This is a genomic window from Paenibacillus sp. 102 (assembly GCF_039549175.1).
Lineage (GTDB): Bacteria > Bacillota > Bacilli > Bacillales > Bacillaceae_G > Bacillus_A.
Genome location: NZ_JBCGHT010000005.1, coordinates 135,716 through 155,203, shown reverse-complemented (window position 1 = coordinate 155,203; position 19,488 = coordinate 135,716). Strand labels below are relative to the sequence as shown.

Here is a 19,488-nt window from a genome sequence, read left to right as displayed (position 1 = left end):
GAAGAAAAGAGGAGCCTTGCACTTATTATCTCTTTTTGTTGTAAACATGGCATGGGACAAAAAAAGCCCTGATCGCTTCTATGCAAGGCTGGATGCTCTCTCCCATCTAAAAAGAAAGCTTTTAAAAATAAAAAAAGCCCAAATCATGATTTGGGCTAGTGTTTGGATTAGTAAGCTAAGCTGAATAATCCTTTAATATGTGATAAGTAACGAACGTTACTTGCTTCTTTCATTAATGATGCTGGTAGACCTTTAAGTGGAGTTGAGCTTGCTCCGATTGTAGCAACAGCATCTTTACGTCCTAGACTTGCAAGTGTTCCAGAGTTTACTGGTGCGAACTCTTCGAATGCTTTGCCTTCTAGTGCTGCGTATAAGTTGTATCCAATTAACTCACCCATTTGCCAAGCGATTTGTGCAGTTGGTGGGTATGGACGACCTTCTGGACCGAAGACAACAGCGCTGTCTCCAGCAACGAATACGTCTTTGTGAGAAGTAGATTGTAGGTGTGCATCAACAGTTGCACGGCCGCGGTTCACTTCAAGTCCTGATTCACCGATTAATGGGTTACCTTGTACGCCGCCCGTCCAAACGAATGTGTTTGCAACGATTTTTTGACCGTCTTTTAAGTCGATTTCATTGCCAGCAACGTTTGTTACAGGAAGACCTGTTAAGAATTTAACACCGCGTGCTTCTAAGCTAGTAGTTGCACGTTCAATTAAATCGTCTGGTAATACTGGAAGGATTTTTGGACCTGCTTCAACAAGAAGTAATTTTACTTCTTTCGGGTTTACGCCGTGGCTTTTTGCAAGTTTAGGCATAATGTCAGCAAGCTCACCAACTAGCTCAACGCCAGTTAATCCGCCACCACCGATTAAGATTGTAGCATCAGCTTCATTTTTTGTTTTTGCGTATTCACGAATACGATCTTCAACGTGTTTGAAGATTTTGTTTGCATCAGCAGCAGATTTTAATACCATGCTGTTTTCTTCTAGTCCTGGAATACCGAAGTAAGCAGTTTTACTTCCTAAAGCAACTACAAGTGCATCATAAGATAAAGTAGTGCCGCCAGCTAGTTTTACTTCTTTTTTGTCTACTGAGAATGACTCAACAGTTGCAATTTTAAGATCGATGTCTTTGCCTTTGAAAAGTTTTGTAAGTGGCATTGCAATTGCTTGTTCAGAAACATTACCTGCTGCAAGGCGGTGTAGTTCAGTAATGATTTGGTGTGTTGGGTATTGGTTGATTACCGTAACTTGTGCTTCTGCTTTGCTGTAGTATTTACGTACATTTAAAGCGGCAAGAAGTCCGCCATAACCAGCGCCTAAGATGACAATTTGTTTTGACATAGTATGATATCCCCCGTCTTTACTAATTGTTGTTATAAGATAAATTATTTATTATTGCGTTCTGCACTAATTTGAAGATAAGCATTGATAAAGCGGAACATTTTTTGTGCTTGTGGATCTTTTAGTAATTTTAAAAGGCCGAAAAGACCGATAACTTCAGTGCTTTCTTCAGCGCGATCTTTTGCTTCGATAGCAGTTGCAGCCATGCTTTTCACTGTATCTTTTACAGGTTCTACAATCTCTTGGATTGCGCCAACAGTGTCGCTTTTTAATACTTCGTCAGTAGCAACAGTTTGAGCGAAGTCATAAGACTTAGTTAAAATGTTAACAAGCTCAGTTAATTTTGGAAGCTGTTCTACTAGTGCAGTTAATGATTCTTGTACCTCAGGTTTTAACAATTGATCAAGTACATCAAGTTGTCCTTGGCTAGCAGAAATTTGTAAAGATTCTTGTTCAGGCTTTGTTTGAGTGATAGTTTCTGGCATCTCCAATTCTCCTTTACGATAGCAATACTCTTATTTTTTTAGAAATAAAACATTCCTATTACAGGTAAGCGTTAGCAAAAGTTTGCAAAACTTTATACAAAGCTTCACAAAACACAATAAAATGCCTTTAAACTTATGATTGCAAGTAGTAGACAATCATAAATCCAAAACCATAATTTCTTACCTATTATTAATGAACTGTCCGATACATGGCTTGTCCGCATAATGGAAAGTTCCTTTATCGGAAAGTGTATATAATATATATCTTATATTATATACTATATACACTCAGGTTAACATAAAAATGATCCCTAATTATTTGACTTTGACTCGATAACCTAGTATTGGCAAGGGAAAAAAGTATATATTTTATTTTACTGATATCTAAAATATACTTGATTATAAAGAAAAAAAGGGAAAAATGAGCAAATGAATGCTCATTTTTCCCTTTTTTTCTGGTTAGGATGGATCTGCTTGTGTGATGAGCATGGAGGAATTTCCGTTCTTTTCAAGGTGACACTCTCCCCAGGTGCAAAGGGAGTCAAGAATTGCTTCTAGTGACCAACCGTATTCAGTAAGTGAGTACTCAACTTTTGGCGGGACTTGATTATATACTTTTCTTTGAATAACCCCATCTTCTTCTAACTCACGTAATTGTTGTGTTAGCATCTTTTGAGTAATGCCAGGCATTAAACGTTTTAGTTCACTTGTTCGTTTTGTCCCTTTTGTTAAGTGACAAAGAATAACAACCTTCCATTTTCCGCCGATTACTTCTAAGGTTGCTTCTACAGGAATATTGTATTTTTTCATATATTACAACCCCTTTAACGAGTCTTTTATCTTCATATGTTACTTTTTAGTGCCTATAGTACTTGAAAGTACGTACTGTTTTTCATGTTGAACATGTCTCATAATAGCATACGTAAGGGGCAAATGAGTAGTACGTTACTAAAAGGTGCCTATGTTACTTTTAGGTGCCTATCGTACTTTCAAGTGCGTTCTTTCAAAAAAGAATGAAACCATTCATAATAGCAGTTATGAGTAGTAAAACTATTTTTATTAGAAGATAAAAAGGCCTTTTTATCATACTATTATGATTGGATTTCTCGAATTAAGGAGGAGTTCAATTGAGTTCATATACAGTATCTTCTTCAGATGTTCAAACGAATAGAAGAAGTATGTTTGCTTTGTTAGCATTAGCAATTAGTGCGTTTGGCATAGGTACAACCGAATTTATTAGTGTCGGTTTATTGCCGGCTATTTCAAACGATTTACATGTTTCTGTTACAACGGCTGGTTTAACTGTTTCTTTATATGCGTTAGGAGTAGCATTTGGCGCTCCTATATTAACATCGGTAACCGCTAGTATGTCTCGTAAAACGTTATTAATGTGGATTATGATTATCTTCATTATTGGTAATGGCATTGCGGCGATGGCAACAAGCTTTGAGATGCTTCTTATTGCGAGGGTCGTATCAGCGTTTGCACATGGTGTATTTATGTCGATTGGTTCAACGATTGCGGCAGCGCTTGTACCAGAAGATAAACGTGCTAGTGCGATTGCTTTTATGTTCACGGGTTTAACAGTCGCAACCATTACAGGTGTACCGATTGGAACATTTATTGGTCAACAATTTGGCTGGAGAGCTTCGTTTATGGTTATTGTGGCAATTGGAATTGTTGCTTTAGTAGCTAACAGCATGCTTATTCCATTGAATTTACGAAAAGGTGCATCGGTATCTTTTCGTGATCAATTAAAGCTTGTAACAAATGGAAGACTGTTACTGGTTTTCGTTATTACTGCATTAGGATACGGCGGAACATTTGTGACGTTTACGTATTTGTCCCCACTATTACAAGAAGTAACAGGCTTTAAAGCAAGCACAGTTACAGTCATTTTGTTAGTGTATGGGATTGCAATCGCAATTGGAAATATGATTGGCGGTAAGCTATCTAATCGCAACCCAATTCGGGCATTGTTTTTTATGTTTTTCATTCAGGCAATTGTGTTATTTGTGCTTGCATTTACAGCGCCATTTAAGGTGGCAGGATTAATTACAATTATTTTAATGGGATTATTCGCGTTTATGAATGTTCCGGGATTACAAGTATATGTCGTGATATTAGCCGAGCGCTTTGTTCCAAGTGCTGTAGATGTTGCATCAGCTATGAATATTGCAGCCTTTAATGCTGGAATTGCGCTTGGGGCGTACTTAGGTGGCATTGTAACAAATTCATTAGGACTAATTCATACAGCATGGGTAGGTGCGATTATGGTAGTCGGTGCAGTTATTTTAACGGCGTGGAGTATGAGTTTAGAAATGAGAGATCAAATGAAAAATGTAAAGGAGAGAAGAGTATAATGAACAATTTACAAAGTACAACAACATTGCATAACGGCGTAGAGATGCCTTGGTTTGGTTTAGGTGTATTTAAAGTAGAGGATGGGCCAGAACTTGTAGAGGCTGTAAAAACAGCAATTAAAGAAGGATACCGCAGTATTGATACAGCGGCGATTTATGGAAATGAAAAAGCTGTAGGAGAAGGTATTCGTGCGGGGATAAAAGAAGCGGGAATTTCTAGAGAAGATTTATTCATTACTTCAAAAGTTTGGAACTCAGATCAAGGCTATGAAACAACGTTAGCTGCATACGAAGAAAGTCTAAAAAAGCTGGAGCTTGATTATTTAGATTTATATCTTGTTCATTGGCCTGTAGAAGGAAAATATAAAGATACGTGGAGAGCGTTAGAGACGATTTATAAAGAAGGACGCGTACGTGCAATTGGCGTGAGTAATTTCCAAATTCATCATTTGAAAGATGTAATAGAAGGAGCAGAAGTGAAACCAATGATTAACCAAGTCGAATACCACCCTCGTTTAACGCAAAAAGAATTGCAGGCTTTCTGTCGTGAACAAGGTATTCAAATGGAGGCTTGGTCACCGCTTATGCAAGGGCAGTTACTAGATAACCCTACATTACAAGAGATTGCAGCTAAATACGGAAAAACAACTGCGCAAATTATTCTGCGTTGGGATTTACAAAATGAAGTTGTAACGATTCCAAAATCAACAAAAGAACATCGTATTATCCAAAATGCAGACATCTTCAATTTTGAATTAACAAAAGAAGATATGGAACAAATGGATGCATTAAACAAAAATCATCGCGTTGGTCCAGATCCGGATAATTTTGATTTTTAATATAGAGTGGAAGAGAAGAGTGCAAAAAAGGTTTGTGCTCTTCTTTTTGTCTGTTGAAAACTAAAAATTCAAATAAAAACATTTACTCCTTATATCGAATGGGATATCTTAAATTTATAATATAAAATTTTTAGGGAGGTACATATGAATAACCGTCACACGAATCATTTCCGTATGTTAATTGTTACTGCACTATTTGCTGCTATAATTGGTATTTTGGCTCAAGTTACAATTCCTTTGCCGCTCGTTCCGATAACAGGCCAAACGTTAGCGATTGGTCTTACTGCTACAATTTTAGGTTCACGTTATGGCACTTTATCTGTATTGTTATATGTTTTAATTGGTGCAACTGGAATCCCTGTTTATGCTGGATTTAGTGGTGGTTTATCTGTTTTATTTGGTCCTACAGGCGGATTCCTATTAGCCTTCATTCCAACTGCTTTCTTAATCGGGTTGTTAACGGAAAAAACAAAATTAACATTTTGGAATTCGTTAATGGCAAATATTTTAGGGATGCTCGTGACATTAACAATTGGAACTGTATTTTTAAAGTATGTGGCGTCGCTAGGGTGGCAAGCAGCTTTCATGGGAGGATTTATTCCTTTCCTGATTGTAGGTGTGATAAAAGCTGCATTAGCTGCATGGATTGGAATTAAGGTAAGAGGAGCGTTAGTGCGTTCGAAATTATTATTGCAAGAACAATAAATGATGATAGAAACACGCGTAGAATGATTTCTGCGTGTGTTTTTTTAGCGTCTTAAGAAGGAAAAAGGAATGTATAAAAAGACTTTTTAACTAGATACTATACAGTAGTAAATTTGTTATTTTATAAGGGGTTGTGAACATGAATATTAAACGATCGTATAAGTTATTGGTTGCTTTTTTGAGTGTTTTATTTGTATTTGCGAATTTATTATTCCCACTCCAAAAAGCATCCGCAGAAGTTATGGATCACACAAAGTATCAAATGGATTGGAGTTATAGTAAATCGTTAAAGAAGCCAATCCGAACTGAACTCATTAAAACAGCAGATGGAAAAATAGCGTACTGCTTAGATGTTTTTTTGAAATCACCAAGTGGTCAAGATTTACCTGAAATAGGTAAGGTAGATATTGGCGTGTACCGTGTATTGTTAAATGGTTACCCACAAAAAAGTCCGCAAGAATTAGGTGTATCTGATTGGAGAGAGGCGCATTATGCGACGCAGCTTGCTGTATGGAATGCGCTTGGACAAGTGAGTATCGATGATTTAGATTTTCGTAATAAAAATGTAGAGAAATTAACGAAAGATATCGTTGCGAAAGCAGCTAGTAGTGAAGAAGTACAAGAAATTACGATGAGTGTTACGCCGTCGGAAAAACAAGAAGCAGTATTAAAAGATGAGTTCTTTGAGACTGGTTTATATACAGTTCAAACAAATGCAAAGAGTGGAACATATAAAGTGCAAGCAACTGGTGCGCCACAAGGAGCTAAGTTTGTGAATGAAAAAGGCGAAACAAAAACAGAATTTAATGTAGGAGAAAAATTCCGCGTGTTAATTCCGAAAGAAGCGCCTTCTGGTGAATTTAGCTTTAAAGTATCTGGTAATTTAACGAAATTACAAGGTATTGAACATAAGGGAACGGAAACGATTCAAGACGCAGTAGTTTTATTAGAGCGTAGTGAAGAGAAAACAAGCCCAGAGTTAGCGGTAAGTTGGAAGAAGACGGGGGTACCACAGAAGCCGAATCAACCGAATCAACCGAACCAACCTTCTACACCGTACAAAAGATAAAAAGTGCTGGCGTTTGCCAGCACTTTTTATTTTAATTCTAATTTAGCTTTCGCGGCATCAGGGATTTCATTTGGTTGTACTTCCATCCAAGACTTTCCATTCTGTCCTTTCGCTGTTACTTTCAAGTAGGCTCCGTGACGAAGTTTTTTTGTTACGTTAATTGTGATGTCTTGTTCTTTTCCGTTACTATCAAAACCTTTGAAGTTGTATTCATAGCTTTCGCTATCTTCACGGATAGAGTCTTTTCCTAAATGTTTACCGTCAGCTTTTACAACGGTGTAGTAATCATCCATTTTTACTAATGGATTTAATCGATCAACCATTACGCCGCCTTTCATTAAGAATGCACCTATTCCTACTATAAGAAGTAATGCTATAACAATAAATTTTTTCATGTATGATTCCACCTTTCATTATTAAATGTCCTACACATATTTAACAATAATCAGTGGAATGACACTATTTATTTTCCTTACAGTAATCTTACATTTTCGTAATCTGAGAATAAAAAATGGTGCATCGATTTAAATCGATGCACCATTTTTTATTATTCAGCTTCAGAAACAACTGTAAAGCGTTCGTTCACATGTTTTGGGTTTTCGATTTCATCAAGTACAGCTACAGCAAAGTCTTCGTAGCTTACGTAGCTATCACCTTTTTCGTTCACAAGAAGGTGATCTTTACCTGCTTTGTAAGAGCCAGTACGTTTTCCTAATGCGAATAGGGCAGAAGGGCTAATGAATGTCCAAGTGATATCATTTGTTTGTTGTAAGATTTCTAAGTTTTTACCCTGGTTTTGAGCAGTTGCAAGGTATTCTTTAGGGAAACCTGGTGTGTCAAATACACGTGTTGTTTTTGCTTCATCAACAAATAAGCTTCCAGCGCCACCAACAACCAGTAATTTTGTGCTAGGTGCACCTTTCATTGCTTCAATTAATACGTTCCCTGCCTCTACATGAAGATGTTCTTTGCCTGCAGGAGCGCCAAATGCGTTCACGACTACATCAAATGCTTGAAGGTCGTTAGCAGTAAGGTCGAAAACATCTTTTTCTAAAACTTTTACAGTATCTTCTGTAATTTTTGCTGCATTTCTTACGATTGCAGTAACTTCATGACCGCGATCAAGTGCCTCTTTTAAAATGCGACTTCCAGCTTTTCCGCTTGCTCCGATAATTCCGATTTTCATAATATATACCTCCGGATGTTTAATAGAATTAATGTCTAAATATATGTGTAAAAATGAATCGATGTAGTTAAGCAGGTATGTTTATTACCTGTTGTAACTAGTATAGTTACAGGTTTTATTTTTGTCAATTGCTTTGTTTATAAAAACATTTCTTTATATAGTATGTATGTTTTTAAAAATAACAAGTCATAATTCCTTACAAATAACATAGTGATGTCATAAAACCTTACATATGGAAGTAATATCCTGCCGAAAAATGTTGATTTTTGAATATTTTTTGAATATAATTCAATTTATGAAGAGAAATGGGAGGGGACTAATCGTATGAATATTTTAGAACAGTTCGTTTCATCAACGAATACGATTCTTTGGTCATATATTTTGATTGCAATGTTAATAGGGCTAGGGATTTATTTTTCTATTAAATTGAAATTCGTACAAATTACCCATTTAGGGGAAATGGTTCGATTAATGAGTGATGGATTAACTGGAAAGACACGTAAAAAGGGCAGCGTATCTTCTTTCCAAGCTTTCTGTATGAGTTCAGCAGCCCGTATTGGGATCGGGAACTTGGCTGGTGTAGCGCTAGCTATTTCTATGGGAGGACCCGGCGCAGTATTTTGGATGTGGGTAATCGCAATTATTGGGGCATCTTCAAGTTTCGTAGAAAGTACGCTTGCACAAATTTATAAAATAAAAGATGGCAGTGGCTTCCGTGGTGGTCCTGCTTATTATATGGAAAAAGGTTTAAATAAACGTTGGATGGGAATTTGGTTTTCTATTCTTATCACAATTAGTTACGGTTTAATTTTTAACTCAGTACAGGCAAATACAGTTACGTTAGCATTTAAAAATGCTTTTGGCATTGAGCGTTATGTTGTAGGAATTGCATTAGCTGCATTAGTCGCGGTTATTATTTTTGGCGGTGTTAAAAGTATTGCACGTATGTCAGAGATGATTGTTCCACCAATGGCAATTCTTTATATAGCAGTAGCTGTTTTCGTTGTTATTAAAAACTTCTATTTACTACCAGATGTCTTTACGGAAATCTTTAAAGGTGCATTCGGTTTAGATTCAGCTGTAGGTGGCGGTATTGGAGCAGCGATGAAGTATGGTATTCAGCGTGGATTATTTGCGAACGAAGCAGGTATGGGTAGTGCGCCGAATGCGGCTGCGACAGCAGATGTAACGCATCCAGCGAAACAAGGATTTATTCAAACAATTGGAGTTTTAGTAGATACATTTTTAGTATGTACATCAACAGCGTTTATCGTATTATGTTCTGGTGCATATAAGGCAACAAACTTAGAAGGAATTGAATTAACACAAAATGCATTAAGTTCGCAAATTGGCCCATGGGCAAGTAGCTTCTTAGCGATTATTATTTTCCTATTTGCATTTAGTTCACTTCTAGGAAACTATTATTATGGTGAAACGAATATTGAATTCATTAAACAAAGTAAAACTTGGTTAATGATTTATCGTGTTGCGGTAGTTGGAATGGTGCTATTCGGTTCTGTTGCGACGCTTCAAGTCGTATGGAATATGGCAGACTTATTTATGGGTCTAATGGTAATCACAAACTTAATTGCGATTACACTTCTTGGCCGATTTGCATATGCTGCGTTGGCGGACTATGTAAAGCAAAAGAAACAAGGGAAAGATCCAGTCTTCAGTGCAGAGTCTATTCCAGGTTTAACAAATACAGAGTGCTGGGACAAGCCAGTGGTAGAAAAAGAAAAAGCTGTATAATGAAATGGGGAACGAGCATCAAGTCGAACTTGATGCTCGTTTTTTGGTGGGGGAAAATTAGGGGGGATGAAGTAAAAGACGAACATTAACTTGAGTTTTATAAGAAAATGTAATTTTTTTTAGAAATATGAAGATGCGAGTTGGAATTTATGTTAGAATGTATAAGGTCTTTCCGGATAAGAGATAAGAAGGATTTAAGGTCATAGCATATATATTTTTATGTGTTAGGTGAAAGTTTGGATTATTTCTTATTTTATGTGGTCAGACGTTCAACGTTAAATAATTTTTCTAGAGCGTTGAATAAGGTTTAAATGGAGGATTTTATATATGAAATTTGTTATGTTTCTTGTAGGATTACTCGTTGTATTTATACTCGGTTTTCTTATAAGTACGGATCGAAAGAAAATCAAGTATAAACCAATCTTGGTTATGCTTGTTATTCAGTTGGCATTATCGTACTTCTTATTAAATACGCAGGTTGGTTATATTTTAGTAAAAGGAATTTCTGACGGATTTGGAGCGCTGCTTGCATATGCGGAATCTGGAATCGTTTTCGTATTTGGTGGTCTTGTTAATAAAGGAGAGGTTTCATTCTTCTTAACGGCATTACTACCGATTGTGTTCTTTGCCGTGTTAATTGGAATTCTACAACACTTTAAAATTTTACCGTTATTCATTCGTTCTGTTGGTTTCCTATTAAGTAAAGTAAATGGTCTAGGAAAACTGGAATCATATAATGCAGTTGCAGCTGCAATTGTCGGACAAGCAGAAGTATTTATTACAGTAAAAGATCAATTAAGCAAAATCCCGAAACATCGTTTATATACACTTTGTGCATCTTCTATGTCGACGGTATCAATGTCTATTGTTGGATCATATATGAAAATGATTGAGCCGAAATATGTAGTAACAGCACTTGTATTGAATTTATTTAGTGGCTTCATTATTATTCATATTATTAATCCATATGACGTTACGGAAGAAGAAGATACACTTAAATTAGAAAACAAACAAAAGCAATCGTTCTTCGAAATGCTTAGTGAATATATTATGCTTGGATTTACAATTGCAGTTACCGTAGCAGCGATGTTACTTGGTTTTGTAGCATTAATTACAGCAATTAATAGTTTGTTCGATACTGTTTTCGGTATTACATTCCAAGCTATATTAGGATATATTTTCTCACCGCTTGCATTTGTAATGGGAATCCCACAAGCAGAAATGGTAACAGCGGGACAAATCATGGCGACAAAATTAGTATCAAACGAGTTTGTTGCGATGCTTGACCTGGCAAAAGTAGGAGGGGGCTTATCGGATCGTACAGTTGGTATTTTATCCGTATTCCTTGTGTCGTTTGCGAACTTTTCATCTATTGGAATTATCGCAGGAGCAACGAAAGGGATTGATGAAAATCAATCAAACGTTGTTTCTTCATTTGGATTAAAGCTTGTATATGGTGCGACATTAGTAAGTATATTATCAGCGATTGTTGTTGGTGTAATGTTATAAAAAATGAAAAGCAATGAGCAAGCGCTCATTGCTTTTTTGAGTTCATTGAGATACAAGATAATCAGAAAAAACATGCCGTTATGTAGAGTGGGATTGAGCGGGAAAATAGTAAATGAAATTTTATCGGCGATGTTTCAAATATATTGACCATTTCTCATCATATATCGGCGCAAATTAAAATATATCAGCGATTCGACAAGGGATATCAATGTTTCGATAAATAACGACAACAAGTATATGGCATCGAGAGAGAGGAAAGGGATAAATTTACATATGATTTCTTTGAAAATTATGTTGCATTTCGATTAGATAACGCTTACAATTTGGTTTGTAGGTGGTATCAATTTCAGACTTTAAATACGGTAGGGAAGAAGAGACTACCTGTTATAAATTGCAATTTATGTAAACGCTTACTGATTTTAGGTTACAGTTTAAAGTAAATAGTATTTTAGGGTTCTTATTTTTTTAATATCAATGGTCGGACGTCATTCATTAGACGACAGATAACTCATGGGAAGTGGAGGATTCACATATGAAACTCGTTATGTTTCTAGTTGGTTTACTTGTTGTATTTGTACTAGGTTTCCTTGTAAGTTCAGATCGTAAGAAAATTAAGTATAAACCAATTGCAATTATGCTTGTTATTCAGTTAGCATTGGCGTACTTCTTATTAAATACAAAGATTGGATTTGTATTAGTAAAAGGAATTTCAGATGGCTTTGGTGCCATTTTAAAATATGCAGAAGCAGGGGTTAATTTCGTATTTGGTGGTTTAGCGAATGATGGACAAGCACCATTCTTCTTAACGGTATTATTACCAATTATCTTCTTAGCAGTATTAATTGGGATCTTGCAACATATTAAAATTTTACCGATTATTATTCGTGCAGTCGGTTTCGTATTAAGTAAGGTAAATGGTCTAGGAAGACTAGAATCTTATAATGCAGTAGCGGCAGCAATCGTTGGTCAAGGGGAAGTATTTATTACAGTAAAAGATCAATTAAGCAAGTTACCAAAAAATCGTTTATATACACTTTGTGCATCTTCTATGTCAACAGTATCGATGTCAATCGTCGGTTCTTATATGAAGATGATTGATCCAAAATATGTAGTAACAGCACTTGTATTAAACTTATTTAGTGGCTTCATTATCGTTCATATTATTAATCCTTATGACATTAGTGAAGAAGAGGACATTTTAGAATTACAAGAAGATAAAAAGCAAACGTTCTTCGAAATGTTAGGCGAGTACATTATGCTTGGATTCTCTATCGCAGTAACAGTAGCGGCGATGTTAATTGGTTTCGTAGCATTAATTACAGCAATTAACGGTATGTTTGACTCTATTTTCGGAATCACGTTCCAAAGTATTTTAGGATATGTGTTCTCACCGTTAGCATTTGTTATGGGTATTCCAACATCAGAGATGCTGGCAGCAGGACAAATTATGGCAACGAAATTAGTAACAAACGAATTTGTTGCGATGCTTGATTTAGGAAAAGTAGCGGGCGACTTATCAGCTCGTACAGTAGGTATTTTATCAATCTTCCTTGTATCTTTCGCAAACTTTTCATCTATTGGGATTATCGCAGGTGCAACGAAGAGTATTGATGGAAAACAAGCGAATGTTGTATCTTCTTTCGGATTAAAGCTTGTGTATGGTGCAACTTTAGTAAGTATCTTATCAGCGGTTATCGTTGGGGTTATGCTATAAAATAAAAAAGCAATGAGCTTAGGCTCATTGCTTTTTTTGTTTAACTAACTTTCTTTAACTTACGCTTAAAAATAGGCCTTTTCAAATAAGTTCCAAGCCGCCATACGTATTCAACAGGCCCTATACGATACCTTTGTAGCCAATAGGTACTAGCATATAATTGAACGCTATAAATTCCAATCGTCAATACGATGCCAAAGAAGTAACCGATTTTTCCATATAATCCGAAACCGTACGCATAAAAAATCGTAGTAGCAATGATAGTCTGTGCTAAATAGTTACTAACTGACATTTTACCCATATTAACCACATACTCAAGTAAGCGTAATGCTTTTTTGTAATGGAATAAGAGAATAATTGAGCTTCCGTAAAAAAGGGCCATGCCTAATGGTGAAACACTGTCTTTTAGCATAATGAGGATCGGTTGCTGTGTTAATAATGCTAAGATTTTTACTGTGAAAGAAAAGAGACCACTGATAAGCCAAAGTTTTTTGAGGGAAGATACATGTTTATCTATTTCAAACAGCCATCCTTTTTTCCCGACATATATTCCTAGCAAGAACAGCGGAGCCATTAGAATAATCATCAAAAAGGTTAGGAGGAATCCCCCGGAAAATCCAGTGATTCCAATATCTTCGAATGGATTTTCGTATAGGCGGAATTTTATATGATCTGTATAACTCCCGGTTTTGTGGACTGTTTGTTCTTTTCCAATGTAGGAGGAAAAATCCTCTACATTTGCATTGGACTCAAAAGGGTAAGAAATAAACATAGTAAATGCTAGTAAGATAAAGGCCCAAATAAGCAATGTTTTTGGTTTTCGATTGATAAACATCATTAAGAAAATCCCTACAATCCCATATGCAAATAAAATGTCTCCGCTCCAAATAAATATACCGTGAATATATCCAAGAATTAGTAAAATAATAATTCGTCGTATATAAATCGGAAAGAACCGCTTTTCTTTTGCGAGAATGCTCTTTTGCAGCAGAATAATACTAAGACCAAATAGAAAGGAGAATAGGGAAATGAAGTTGTGTGTACCAAAAAATTCAATAAACCAATTGGCTCCTTCATCAATCTTTCCGAACACATAAGTAGGTTGGTCACCGCTAAACATTCCAAACTGAATTAATGTCATATTAACGAGCAAAATCCCGAATAAAGAAAAGCCACGAACTGCGTCGATTGCCTCTAGGCGTTGTTTCATAGTTTTCCTCCTTTTCTTTTTGTTTTTCTTTGAAAATAATACCATTAGTAATGGAAGTCCTATGCAGAATGAATGGAAATTTAAGCCGATTTTAATGAAACATTAAGGTAAGAGGAGATTTGAAGAGAAAATAAAAATCACCCTAACAAATTCGTTAAGGTGATAAGGTCATTACTCTGCAGGAGGAGTAAAAGTACGTTTTTCTAGTTCTGCATCTAACATAAATAAAGCGTTAGAGTCGCTTGTAATACGTTTTAGTTTTTGAATGATGCTATCAAAAGAAGCCTCTTCTTCAACTTGTTCATCAACGAACCATTTCAAGAATGTAATTGTAGCGTGTTCACGTTCGTCCCACGCGATATCAGATAAATTATAAATACGTTTTGTTACTTCACGTTCATGCTCAAGTGCGATTTCAAATGCACTTAAAACGGACTCGTAGTCATTGTTTGGATTTTCAAATCCTGTAATAATGGCACGTTCTCCGCGGTCATTTATGTAATTATAAAGCTTCATTGCGTGGAAACGCTCTTCTTCTGCTTGAACAAGAAAGAAGTTTGCAAACCCATCATAGCTTTCCCCTGTGCAGTAAGCAGCCATTGCCATGTAAACATGGGCAGAGTAAAATTCAAAGTTCATTTGGTCATTAAGCGCATCGTGTAATTTTGTTGATAACATAAAAATCCTCCCTTGTATAATATCGGTAATATTATATCATAGATGATAAATATTCTCATTTAGTTTCTTGAAACCGTTTAGAAAGCTTTTCTACATGTGCCTCCATAATATCCTGTAAGTCTAAATCATATTTTTGAGAAAGAATAATGAGATTGGCAAGTACATCCCCAAGTTCTTCTTTTAACTCTATTTTCAATTCTGCTTCTTGTTTTTCCTGCTCATCTGGGCGATCACGTCCAATTTCAATCGCGCGCACAACGCGTGAAACTTCGCCTACTTCTTCCACTAAGAAATTTAAGCGAATAAAAGAGTTATATTGTGACCAGCTTCGTTTTTCGTAAAAATCCTCGATCCATCTTTGAAATTCGACTATATTCACTTCTTCCTCATCCCCTCAATATGTTGTACAATGTTCATTGTATCATAACAATATATAGTTTTGGGGTGTAGGTATGAGAAAGATTTGTGTGTTTGCAGGTTCTAATTTAGGAGAGAGACCTGAGTTTAGGGAGCAAGCAATCAAGCTTGGAGAAGTGCTCGTTCAAAATAATTGTGAATTAGTATACGGCGGTTCGTGTGTTGGTTTAATGGGAGAAGTAGCTAATGAAGTGTTACGCTTAGGCGGACGTGTAACAGGCGTTATGCCTCGTGGCTTATTTCGCGGGGAGATTGTTCATGAAGGATTAACGGAATTAATTGAAGTGGAAACAATGCATGAGCGTAAAGCGAAAATGGGAGAACTTGCGGATGCATTTATTGCGCTGCCAGGTGGCTACGGAACATTTGAAGAATTATTTGAGGTTGTATGCTGGTCACAAATTGGAATTCATGATAAACCGGTTGGGTTATTAAATATTAAAGATTTTTACGGACCAATTTTGCAAATGATTGATCGTGCAGCAGAAGAAGGGTTTATGAATCCATCTAATAAAGAGTTAATTGTTTCAGCAACTACTGCCGATGAATTGATCCAGAAAATGCAAAATTATAAACGACCTGTTATGGGGAATAAGTGGAAGCAGTTATCGTAATAAAAGTGCATAAAAGCATCTTTTTTAGACGGAAGAGAGCATCTGGCCATGCATAGAAGCGGTCAGTGCCTCTTTCAGCCCCATGCCAGGTTAAAACCAAAAGAGGAAATAAGTGCGAGGCAACTTTTTGCTTATGAGGCAGAGGCGTATAGGATGAGAAATAGAATATGGAAGAGGTTATGTTTCCTGAGTTTACATTTTTGAGGCCTGTCTTTATAAGTATTATTGCGGTTTTAGTTCTTGTTCTGTTCGTTATTACATATCAAAGAAAAGCGCTTATTAATGAATTTTTTCTTTGGTTTATTGTCGATGAGTATAATTTAAGTGGAGATGAACAATCTTTTGATATGTTTTTAGGACTTATTGTCATTAGTATTTTGAACGTAATCATCGATTATATAAAAAAGGGAAGGATATAATACATATTAAAAGGCATTCCATGTTATTTCGGAATGCCTTTATCAGTTTTATTATTTTGCTTCTTATATAAGTACCAACCGCCCCAACCACCAGCGATGGCAAGGAAAATGAGGAAAGGATAACTTCTTGTGTCCACGGTCAGATTGAAAATATTTGCTATACCTAAAGCAATTCCAACAGTCAATAAGGCGAAAAATGCTCGAATCAAATAGTCTTTCAACTGAACCACTCCCGTCATTTGATGGTGTATCTATCTAAATGATATTACGTAGAAGTAAATATCTGACTTTTCTATATTTTAACATAAAAACGTTTGAGATATATAGATATAATAATAAAACCCTCTCAAGTTAAATTGAGAGGGTTTTATGGAGTGGTTAGCTTCAGCGAGCCGCTTGCGCTTTTAGTGGTATCCAGCTCCAGCGACAAGAATGTTCGGTGGCTTCGCTTTTTCCTGCGAGGCAAAGAGCGCCTCTACGTCAAAAGCTCCATCCTCCTCACATTCTGAGCGAGCCGCTTGCGCTTTGAGTGTATCCAGCTCCGGTGGCAAGCTCTTCGTGTCTAAGAACCTTCCGCATAAGAAGGCAAAAAGCGCCTTCTATGCGAAAGAACCTTAGCCAGTCAGAGCTGAACGAGCCACCTGTGCTTTGAGTGTATCCAGCTCCACCTCCTAGCCCTTCGCGTCTAAGAACCTTCCGTACGAGAAAGTAAAAAACACTTTCTGTACGGAAGAACCTTATCCGTCAGGGCTAAACAGTCGGCTCCGCTTTTAGTTTAAGAATGCACGTAGCATCCATACGTGTTTTTCTAGTTCTGTGTAGATACCAAGTAGTAAGTCAGATGTCATTTCGTCGTCAGCGTCTTGTGCGATTTCCATACCTTTTTTTAGTTCGCCTAGCATCATTTCGTAGTCTTTCATAATTGCTTCGACCATCCCTTCTGCAGTTTCTCCGTAAGCCGCTTCTTGAATAGAAGATCGTTCTAAGTATTCTTTCATTGTTGCTACTGGTTTGCCGCCAATTGCTAAAATACGCTCTGCAATTTCATCGATGTGCCCAGCTGCTTCTGTATAAAATTGTTCAAATTTCTCGTGTAGTGTAAAGAATTGAGGTCCTTTTACATACCAATGGAAGTTGTGTAGTTTTGTAAATAATACGTTCCAGTCTGCTACCTGTTTGTTTAATACTGTGATTACTTGTGTGTTCATATGATCAATCTCCTTTTGAAGTTATTATGTTATATCGATTACTAATTTATAATTATTATAATCTAGAAATTAATATAAATCAACCTCTTTGCAAACTTTAATTTTGAACATTTTTTGAACTAGGTGTAATGTGATATTGCATTATGTGTTTATTTTTTATCATATTGTGGCATATGTATAGGAAAAGGGATTTTAGAAAGGAGAATGGAGGTTAATGGAACTCCAGTTTCAAAACGTATATCAGCAAGCTGGAAATTGGTATGTACTGGATTCTGAATTTCCGTGGGATATTCAGCGGGTGAAGAATGATGTGTTTTCACTTATTGAGAAACGAGAAATCCCAGTTATTTTCTGCGATACGTGTGATACAAATGATGTGCTCGTAAACTTAGGAGAAGAGGAAGAGGAGTTTTTATTTCCTTTAAGCGGTTTTTATCATAAAGAAAAACAGTTGATTTTTGTTTGTATGTGGGAACAGTATGAGCAAGTGCTCAAAACTTTACTACATGAGTTTCGACATTCTATGCAGCATGAAAACAATGTGTTGTATATAGAAAAAGAAGCATATGAGGCACGTTGGATTGAAAGGGACGCTAGGGCATTTGCTGAACGTAAAATGAATGAATATATGCGAAGGAATATAAACTAACGTATAGTGGTGGAAACATCACTATCTTTTTGTTTTTAACTTACTAAAACAAAGTGATTGACATTTATTAAGTTTAGTTCTAAACTAAAGACATCAAGCAAGCGAGGTGATGGAATGAAAACAGAAGAAAGGCTAGGACTATTGTTATGGTTTCGTTTATCACGCTTTTATAACAGAAGTATTCGGGAGACAAATCAACATTTGAAAAAATGGGATGTATCTGCTGCACAGTTTGATGTGTTGGCTCAAATTGGTGGGCAAGATCGATTAACGCAGCAGGAGCTTGGGAAAAAATTATTTGTTACAAAAGGGAATATCACGCAGCTTTTAAATAAGATGGAGCAGCTAGATTGGATTAAGCGAGAACAAGAAGGTACTACGAAATATCTTTCGTTAACAGAAAAGGGAAGAGCTTTATATGAAGAAACCGTTTCGCCACAAGAAACGTTTCAAGCAGAACAATTTGATAAATTAGATCACAATGAACAAAAACAATTACTAAAATTACTTCGAAAGTTACAATAAAAAAATTTAAATAAATATCTCGAATTCGAGATAATATGAGGTGAAGGATATGTTTAAAAAAATTGATAATAAAAAAATGGGAAGAGCAAATCACGGTTGGTTAAATACACATTTTCATTTTTCATTCGCAGATTATTATAATCCAGATAATATGAGATTTGGGGCACTTCGCGTTATTAATGATGATTTAGTAGCAGCGCAAACAGGATTCGACATGCATCCGCACCGTGATATGGAGATTATTTCTTACGTTGTAGATGGTGAATTAACGCATCAAGATAGCATGGGAAACCGCGGTACAATTGAGCGTGGACATGTACAATATATGAGCGCTGGCACAGGAGTCTTTCATAGTGAACATAATTTAGGAAATGAGACGTTACGTTTATTACAAATTTGGATTTTACCAGATCGTGCTGGCCACACGCCGAACTACGGTGAGTTTAAATTTGATTGGAACAAGCGTGAAAATACATGGTTCCATATGGTGTCTCCGGTTGATGGTGGTGCACCAATTGCCATTCATCAAGATGCAAACTTATACTCTCTATCGTTAGAAGCAGGAAAAGAAATTAGCTTACCTGTTGGTGAAGGGCGTCAAGTTTACCTTGTGCAAATTGAAGGAAGTGGCGTAGTAAATGGTGAAACACTTGTGATGCGAGATGCAGCAGAAGCAGTTGAAGAAGACATTCGCATTCAAGCAACGGAGAAATCGCATTATTTAGCGATTGAGATGAAAAAACAATAAGAGACAATACGAATAAAAAAGAAATAGCGCATTATTTTTACTGTGCTATTTC

The 19,488-nt window shown here is 36.3% G+C and carries 22 protein-coding genes; 12 read left to right on the top strand and 10 right to left on the bottom strand.

Annotated features, from left to right (window positions below; genetic code table 11):
- Positions 1 to 167 precede the first annotated feature (167 nt).
- The 3 genes from AAIE21_RS14760 to AAIE21_RS14750 form a co-directional block, all read right to left on the bottom strand.
- Complete coding sequence (locus tag AAIE21_RS14760; RefSeq protein ID WP_343267465.1) at positions 168 to 1,346, bottom strand: NAD(P)/FAD-dependent oxidoreductase; 1,179 nt, start codon at positions 1,344 to 1,346, stop codon at positions 168 to 170.
- A gap of 44 nt (positions 1,347 to 1,390) precedes the next feature.
- Entirely contained in the window at positions 1,391 to 1,831 is a 441-nt protein-coding gene (locus AAIE21_RS14755) for a DUF1641 domain-containing protein (protein WP_343267464.1), read from the bottom strand.
- 459 nt (positions 1,832 to 2,290) lie between these two features.
- Positions 2,291 to 2,641: a winged helix-turn-helix transcriptional regulator gene (locus AAIE21_RS14750; RefSeq protein WP_343267463.1), complete on the bottom strand. Its 351-nt coding sequence runs from the start codon at positions 2,639 to 2,641 to the stop codon at positions 2,291 to 2,293.
- 317 nt (positions 2,642 to 2,958) lie between these two features.
- On the opposite strand from AAIE21_RS14750, the gene AAIE21_RS14745 reads away from it, so the two are divergent.
- The 4 genes from AAIE21_RS14745 to AAIE21_RS14730 all read left to right on the top strand — a co-directional run bounded on the left by AAIE21_RS14745 (position 2,959) and on the right by AAIE21_RS14730 (position 6,807).
- Entirely contained in the window at positions 2,959 to 4,194 is a 1,236-nt protein-coding gene (locus tag AAIE21_RS14745) for an MFS transporter (RefSeq protein ID WP_343267462.1), read from the top strand.
- On the top strand, positions 4,194 to 5,033 hold the full coding sequence (locus AAIE21_RS14740; protein WP_343267461.1) for an aldo/keto reductase: 840 nt from the start codon (positions 4,194 to 4,196) through the stop codon (positions 5,031 to 5,033). The genes AAIE21_RS14745 and AAIE21_RS14740 overlap by 1 nt, the downstream gene beginning before the upstream one ends.
- A gap of 144 nt (positions 5,034 to 5,177) precedes the next feature.
- Positions 5,178 to 5,738, top strand: a complete 561-nt coding sequence (locus tag AAIE21_RS14735) for a biotin transporter BioY (RefSeq protein WP_343267460.1) — start codon at positions 5,178 to 5,180, stop codon at positions 5,736 to 5,738.
- A gap of 139 nt (positions 5,739 to 5,877) precedes the next feature.
- Complete coding sequence (locus tag AAIE21_RS14730; RefSeq protein WP_343267459.1) at positions 5,878 to 6,807, top strand: thioester domain-containing protein; 930 nt, start codon at positions 5,878 to 5,880, stop codon at positions 6,805 to 6,807.
- A 26-nt stretch (positions 6,808 to 6,833) separates the two neighbouring features.
- Here AAIE21_RS14730 and AAIE21_RS14725 read toward each other — a convergent pair whose 3' ends face one another.
- Together AAIE21_RS14725 and AAIE21_RS14720 are read right to left on the bottom strand one after the other, a co-directional pair.
- Positions 6,834 to 7,202, bottom strand: a complete 369-nt coding sequence (locus AAIE21_RS14725) for a YxeA family protein (protein WP_343267458.1) — start codon at positions 7,200 to 7,202, stop codon at positions 6,834 to 6,836.
- Between the two features lie 152 nt (positions 7,203 to 7,354).
- Positions 7,355 to 7,993: an NAD(P)-dependent oxidoreductase gene (locus AAIE21_RS14720; RefSeq protein ID WP_343267457.1), complete on the bottom strand. Its 639-nt coding sequence runs from the start codon at positions 7,991 to 7,993 to the stop codon at positions 7,355 to 7,357.
- A gap of 324 nt (positions 7,994 to 8,317) precedes the next feature.
- Here AAIE21_RS14720 and AAIE21_RS14715 point away from each other — a divergent pair, with 324 nt between their 5' ends.
- The 3 genes from AAIE21_RS14715 to AAIE21_RS14705 all read left to right on the top strand — a co-directional run bounded on the left by AAIE21_RS14715 (position 8,318) and on the right by AAIE21_RS14705 (position 12,968).
- On the top strand, positions 8,318 to 9,745 hold the full coding sequence (locus AAIE21_RS14715; RefSeq protein WP_343267456.1) for an alanine/glycine:cation symporter family protein: 1,428 nt from the start codon (positions 8,318 to 8,320) through the stop codon (positions 9,743 to 9,745).
- Between the two features lie 327 nt (positions 9,746 to 10,072).
- Positions 10,073 to 11,254: a NupC/NupG family nucleoside CNT transporter gene (locus tag AAIE21_RS14710; protein ID WP_343267455.1), complete on the top strand. Its 1,182-nt coding sequence runs from the start codon at positions 10,073 to 10,075 to the stop codon at positions 11,252 to 11,254.
- A 532-nt stretch (positions 11,255 to 11,786) separates the two neighbouring features.
- Positions 11,787 to 12,968, top strand: a complete 1,182-nt coding sequence (locus tag AAIE21_RS14705) for a NupC/NupG family nucleoside CNT transporter (RefSeq protein ID WP_343267454.1) — start codon at positions 11,787 to 11,789, stop codon at positions 12,966 to 12,968.
- A 40-nt stretch (positions 12,969 to 13,008) separates the two neighbouring features.
- Here AAIE21_RS14705 and AAIE21_RS14700 read toward each other — a convergent pair whose 3' ends face one another.
- The 3 genes from AAIE21_RS14700 to AAIE21_RS14690 all read right to left on the bottom strand — a co-directional run bounded on the left by AAIE21_RS14700 (position 13,009) and on the right by AAIE21_RS14690 (position 15,235).
- On the bottom strand, positions 13,009 to 14,178 hold the full coding sequence (locus AAIE21_RS14700; RefSeq protein WP_343267453.1) for a DUF418 domain-containing protein: 1,170 nt from the start codon (positions 14,176 to 14,178) through the stop codon (positions 13,009 to 13,011).
- A 171-nt stretch (positions 14,179 to 14,349) separates the two neighbouring features.
- Positions 14,350 to 14,856, bottom strand: coding sequence for a ferritin (locus AAIE21_RS14695; RefSeq protein ID WP_343267452.1), 507 nt, complete (start codon positions 14,854 to 14,856; stop codon positions 14,350 to 14,352).
- Between the two features lie 55 nt (positions 14,857 to 14,911).
- A complete protein-coding gene (locus tag AAIE21_RS14690) occupies positions 14,912 to 15,235 on the bottom strand; it encodes a MazG nucleotide pyrophosphohydrolase domain-containing protein (protein ID WP_343267451.1) in 324 nt (107 codons plus the stop codon).
- Between the two features lie 73 nt (positions 15,236 to 15,308).
- Between AAIE21_RS14690 and AAIE21_RS14685 the strand changes: the two genes are divergently transcribed.
- Positions 15,309 to 15,887, top strand: a complete 579-nt coding sequence (locus tag AAIE21_RS14685; protein WP_343267450.1) for an LOG family protein — start codon at positions 15,309 to 15,311, stop codon at positions 15,885 to 15,887.
- A 167-nt stretch (positions 15,888 to 16,054) separates the two neighbouring features.
- Entirely contained in the window at positions 16,055 to 16,306 is a 252-nt protein-coding gene (locus AAIE21_RS14680) for a hypothetical protein (protein WP_343267449.1), read from the top strand.
- Positions 16,307 to 16,329: 23 nt separating this feature from the next.
- Here AAIE21_RS14680 and AAIE21_RS14675 read toward each other — a convergent pair whose 3' ends face one another.
- On the bottom strand, positions 16,330 to 16,527 hold the full coding sequence (locus tag AAIE21_RS14675; protein ID WP_343267448.1) for a hypothetical protein: 198 nt from the start codon (positions 16,525 to 16,527) through the stop codon (positions 16,330 to 16,332).
- Positions 16,528 to 17,076: 549 nt separating this feature from the next.
- A complete protein-coding gene (locus AAIE21_RS14670) occupies positions 17,077 to 17,514 on the bottom strand; it encodes a Dps family protein (protein ID WP_343267447.1) in 438 nt (145 codons plus the stop codon).
- A 214-nt stretch (positions 17,515 to 17,728) separates the two neighbouring features.
- Here AAIE21_RS14670 and AAIE21_RS14665 point away from each other — a divergent pair, with 214 nt between their 5' ends.
- From AAIE21_RS14665 to AAIE21_RS14655, 3 genes are all read left to right on the top strand, one after another.
- Positions 17,729 to 18,163: a DUF3920 family protein gene (locus AAIE21_RS14665; protein ID WP_343267446.1), complete on the top strand. Its 435-nt coding sequence runs from the start codon at positions 17,729 to 17,731 to the stop codon at positions 18,161 to 18,163.
- A gap of 114 nt (positions 18,164 to 18,277) precedes the next feature.
- The gene (locus AAIE21_RS14660; RefSeq protein ID WP_343267445.1) at positions 18,278 to 18,688 is read left to right on the top strand and encodes a MarR family winged helix-turn-helix transcriptional regulator; all 411 of its coding nucleotides are present in this window, start codon (positions 18,278 to 18,280) and stop codon (positions 18,686 to 18,688) included.
- A 49-nt stretch (positions 18,689 to 18,737) separates the two neighbouring features.
- A complete protein-coding gene (locus tag AAIE21_RS14655; RefSeq protein ID WP_343267444.1) occupies positions 18,738 to 19,436 on the top strand; it encodes a pirin family protein in 699 nt (232 codons plus the stop codon).
- Positions 19,437 to 19,488: the final 52 nt, after the last annotated feature.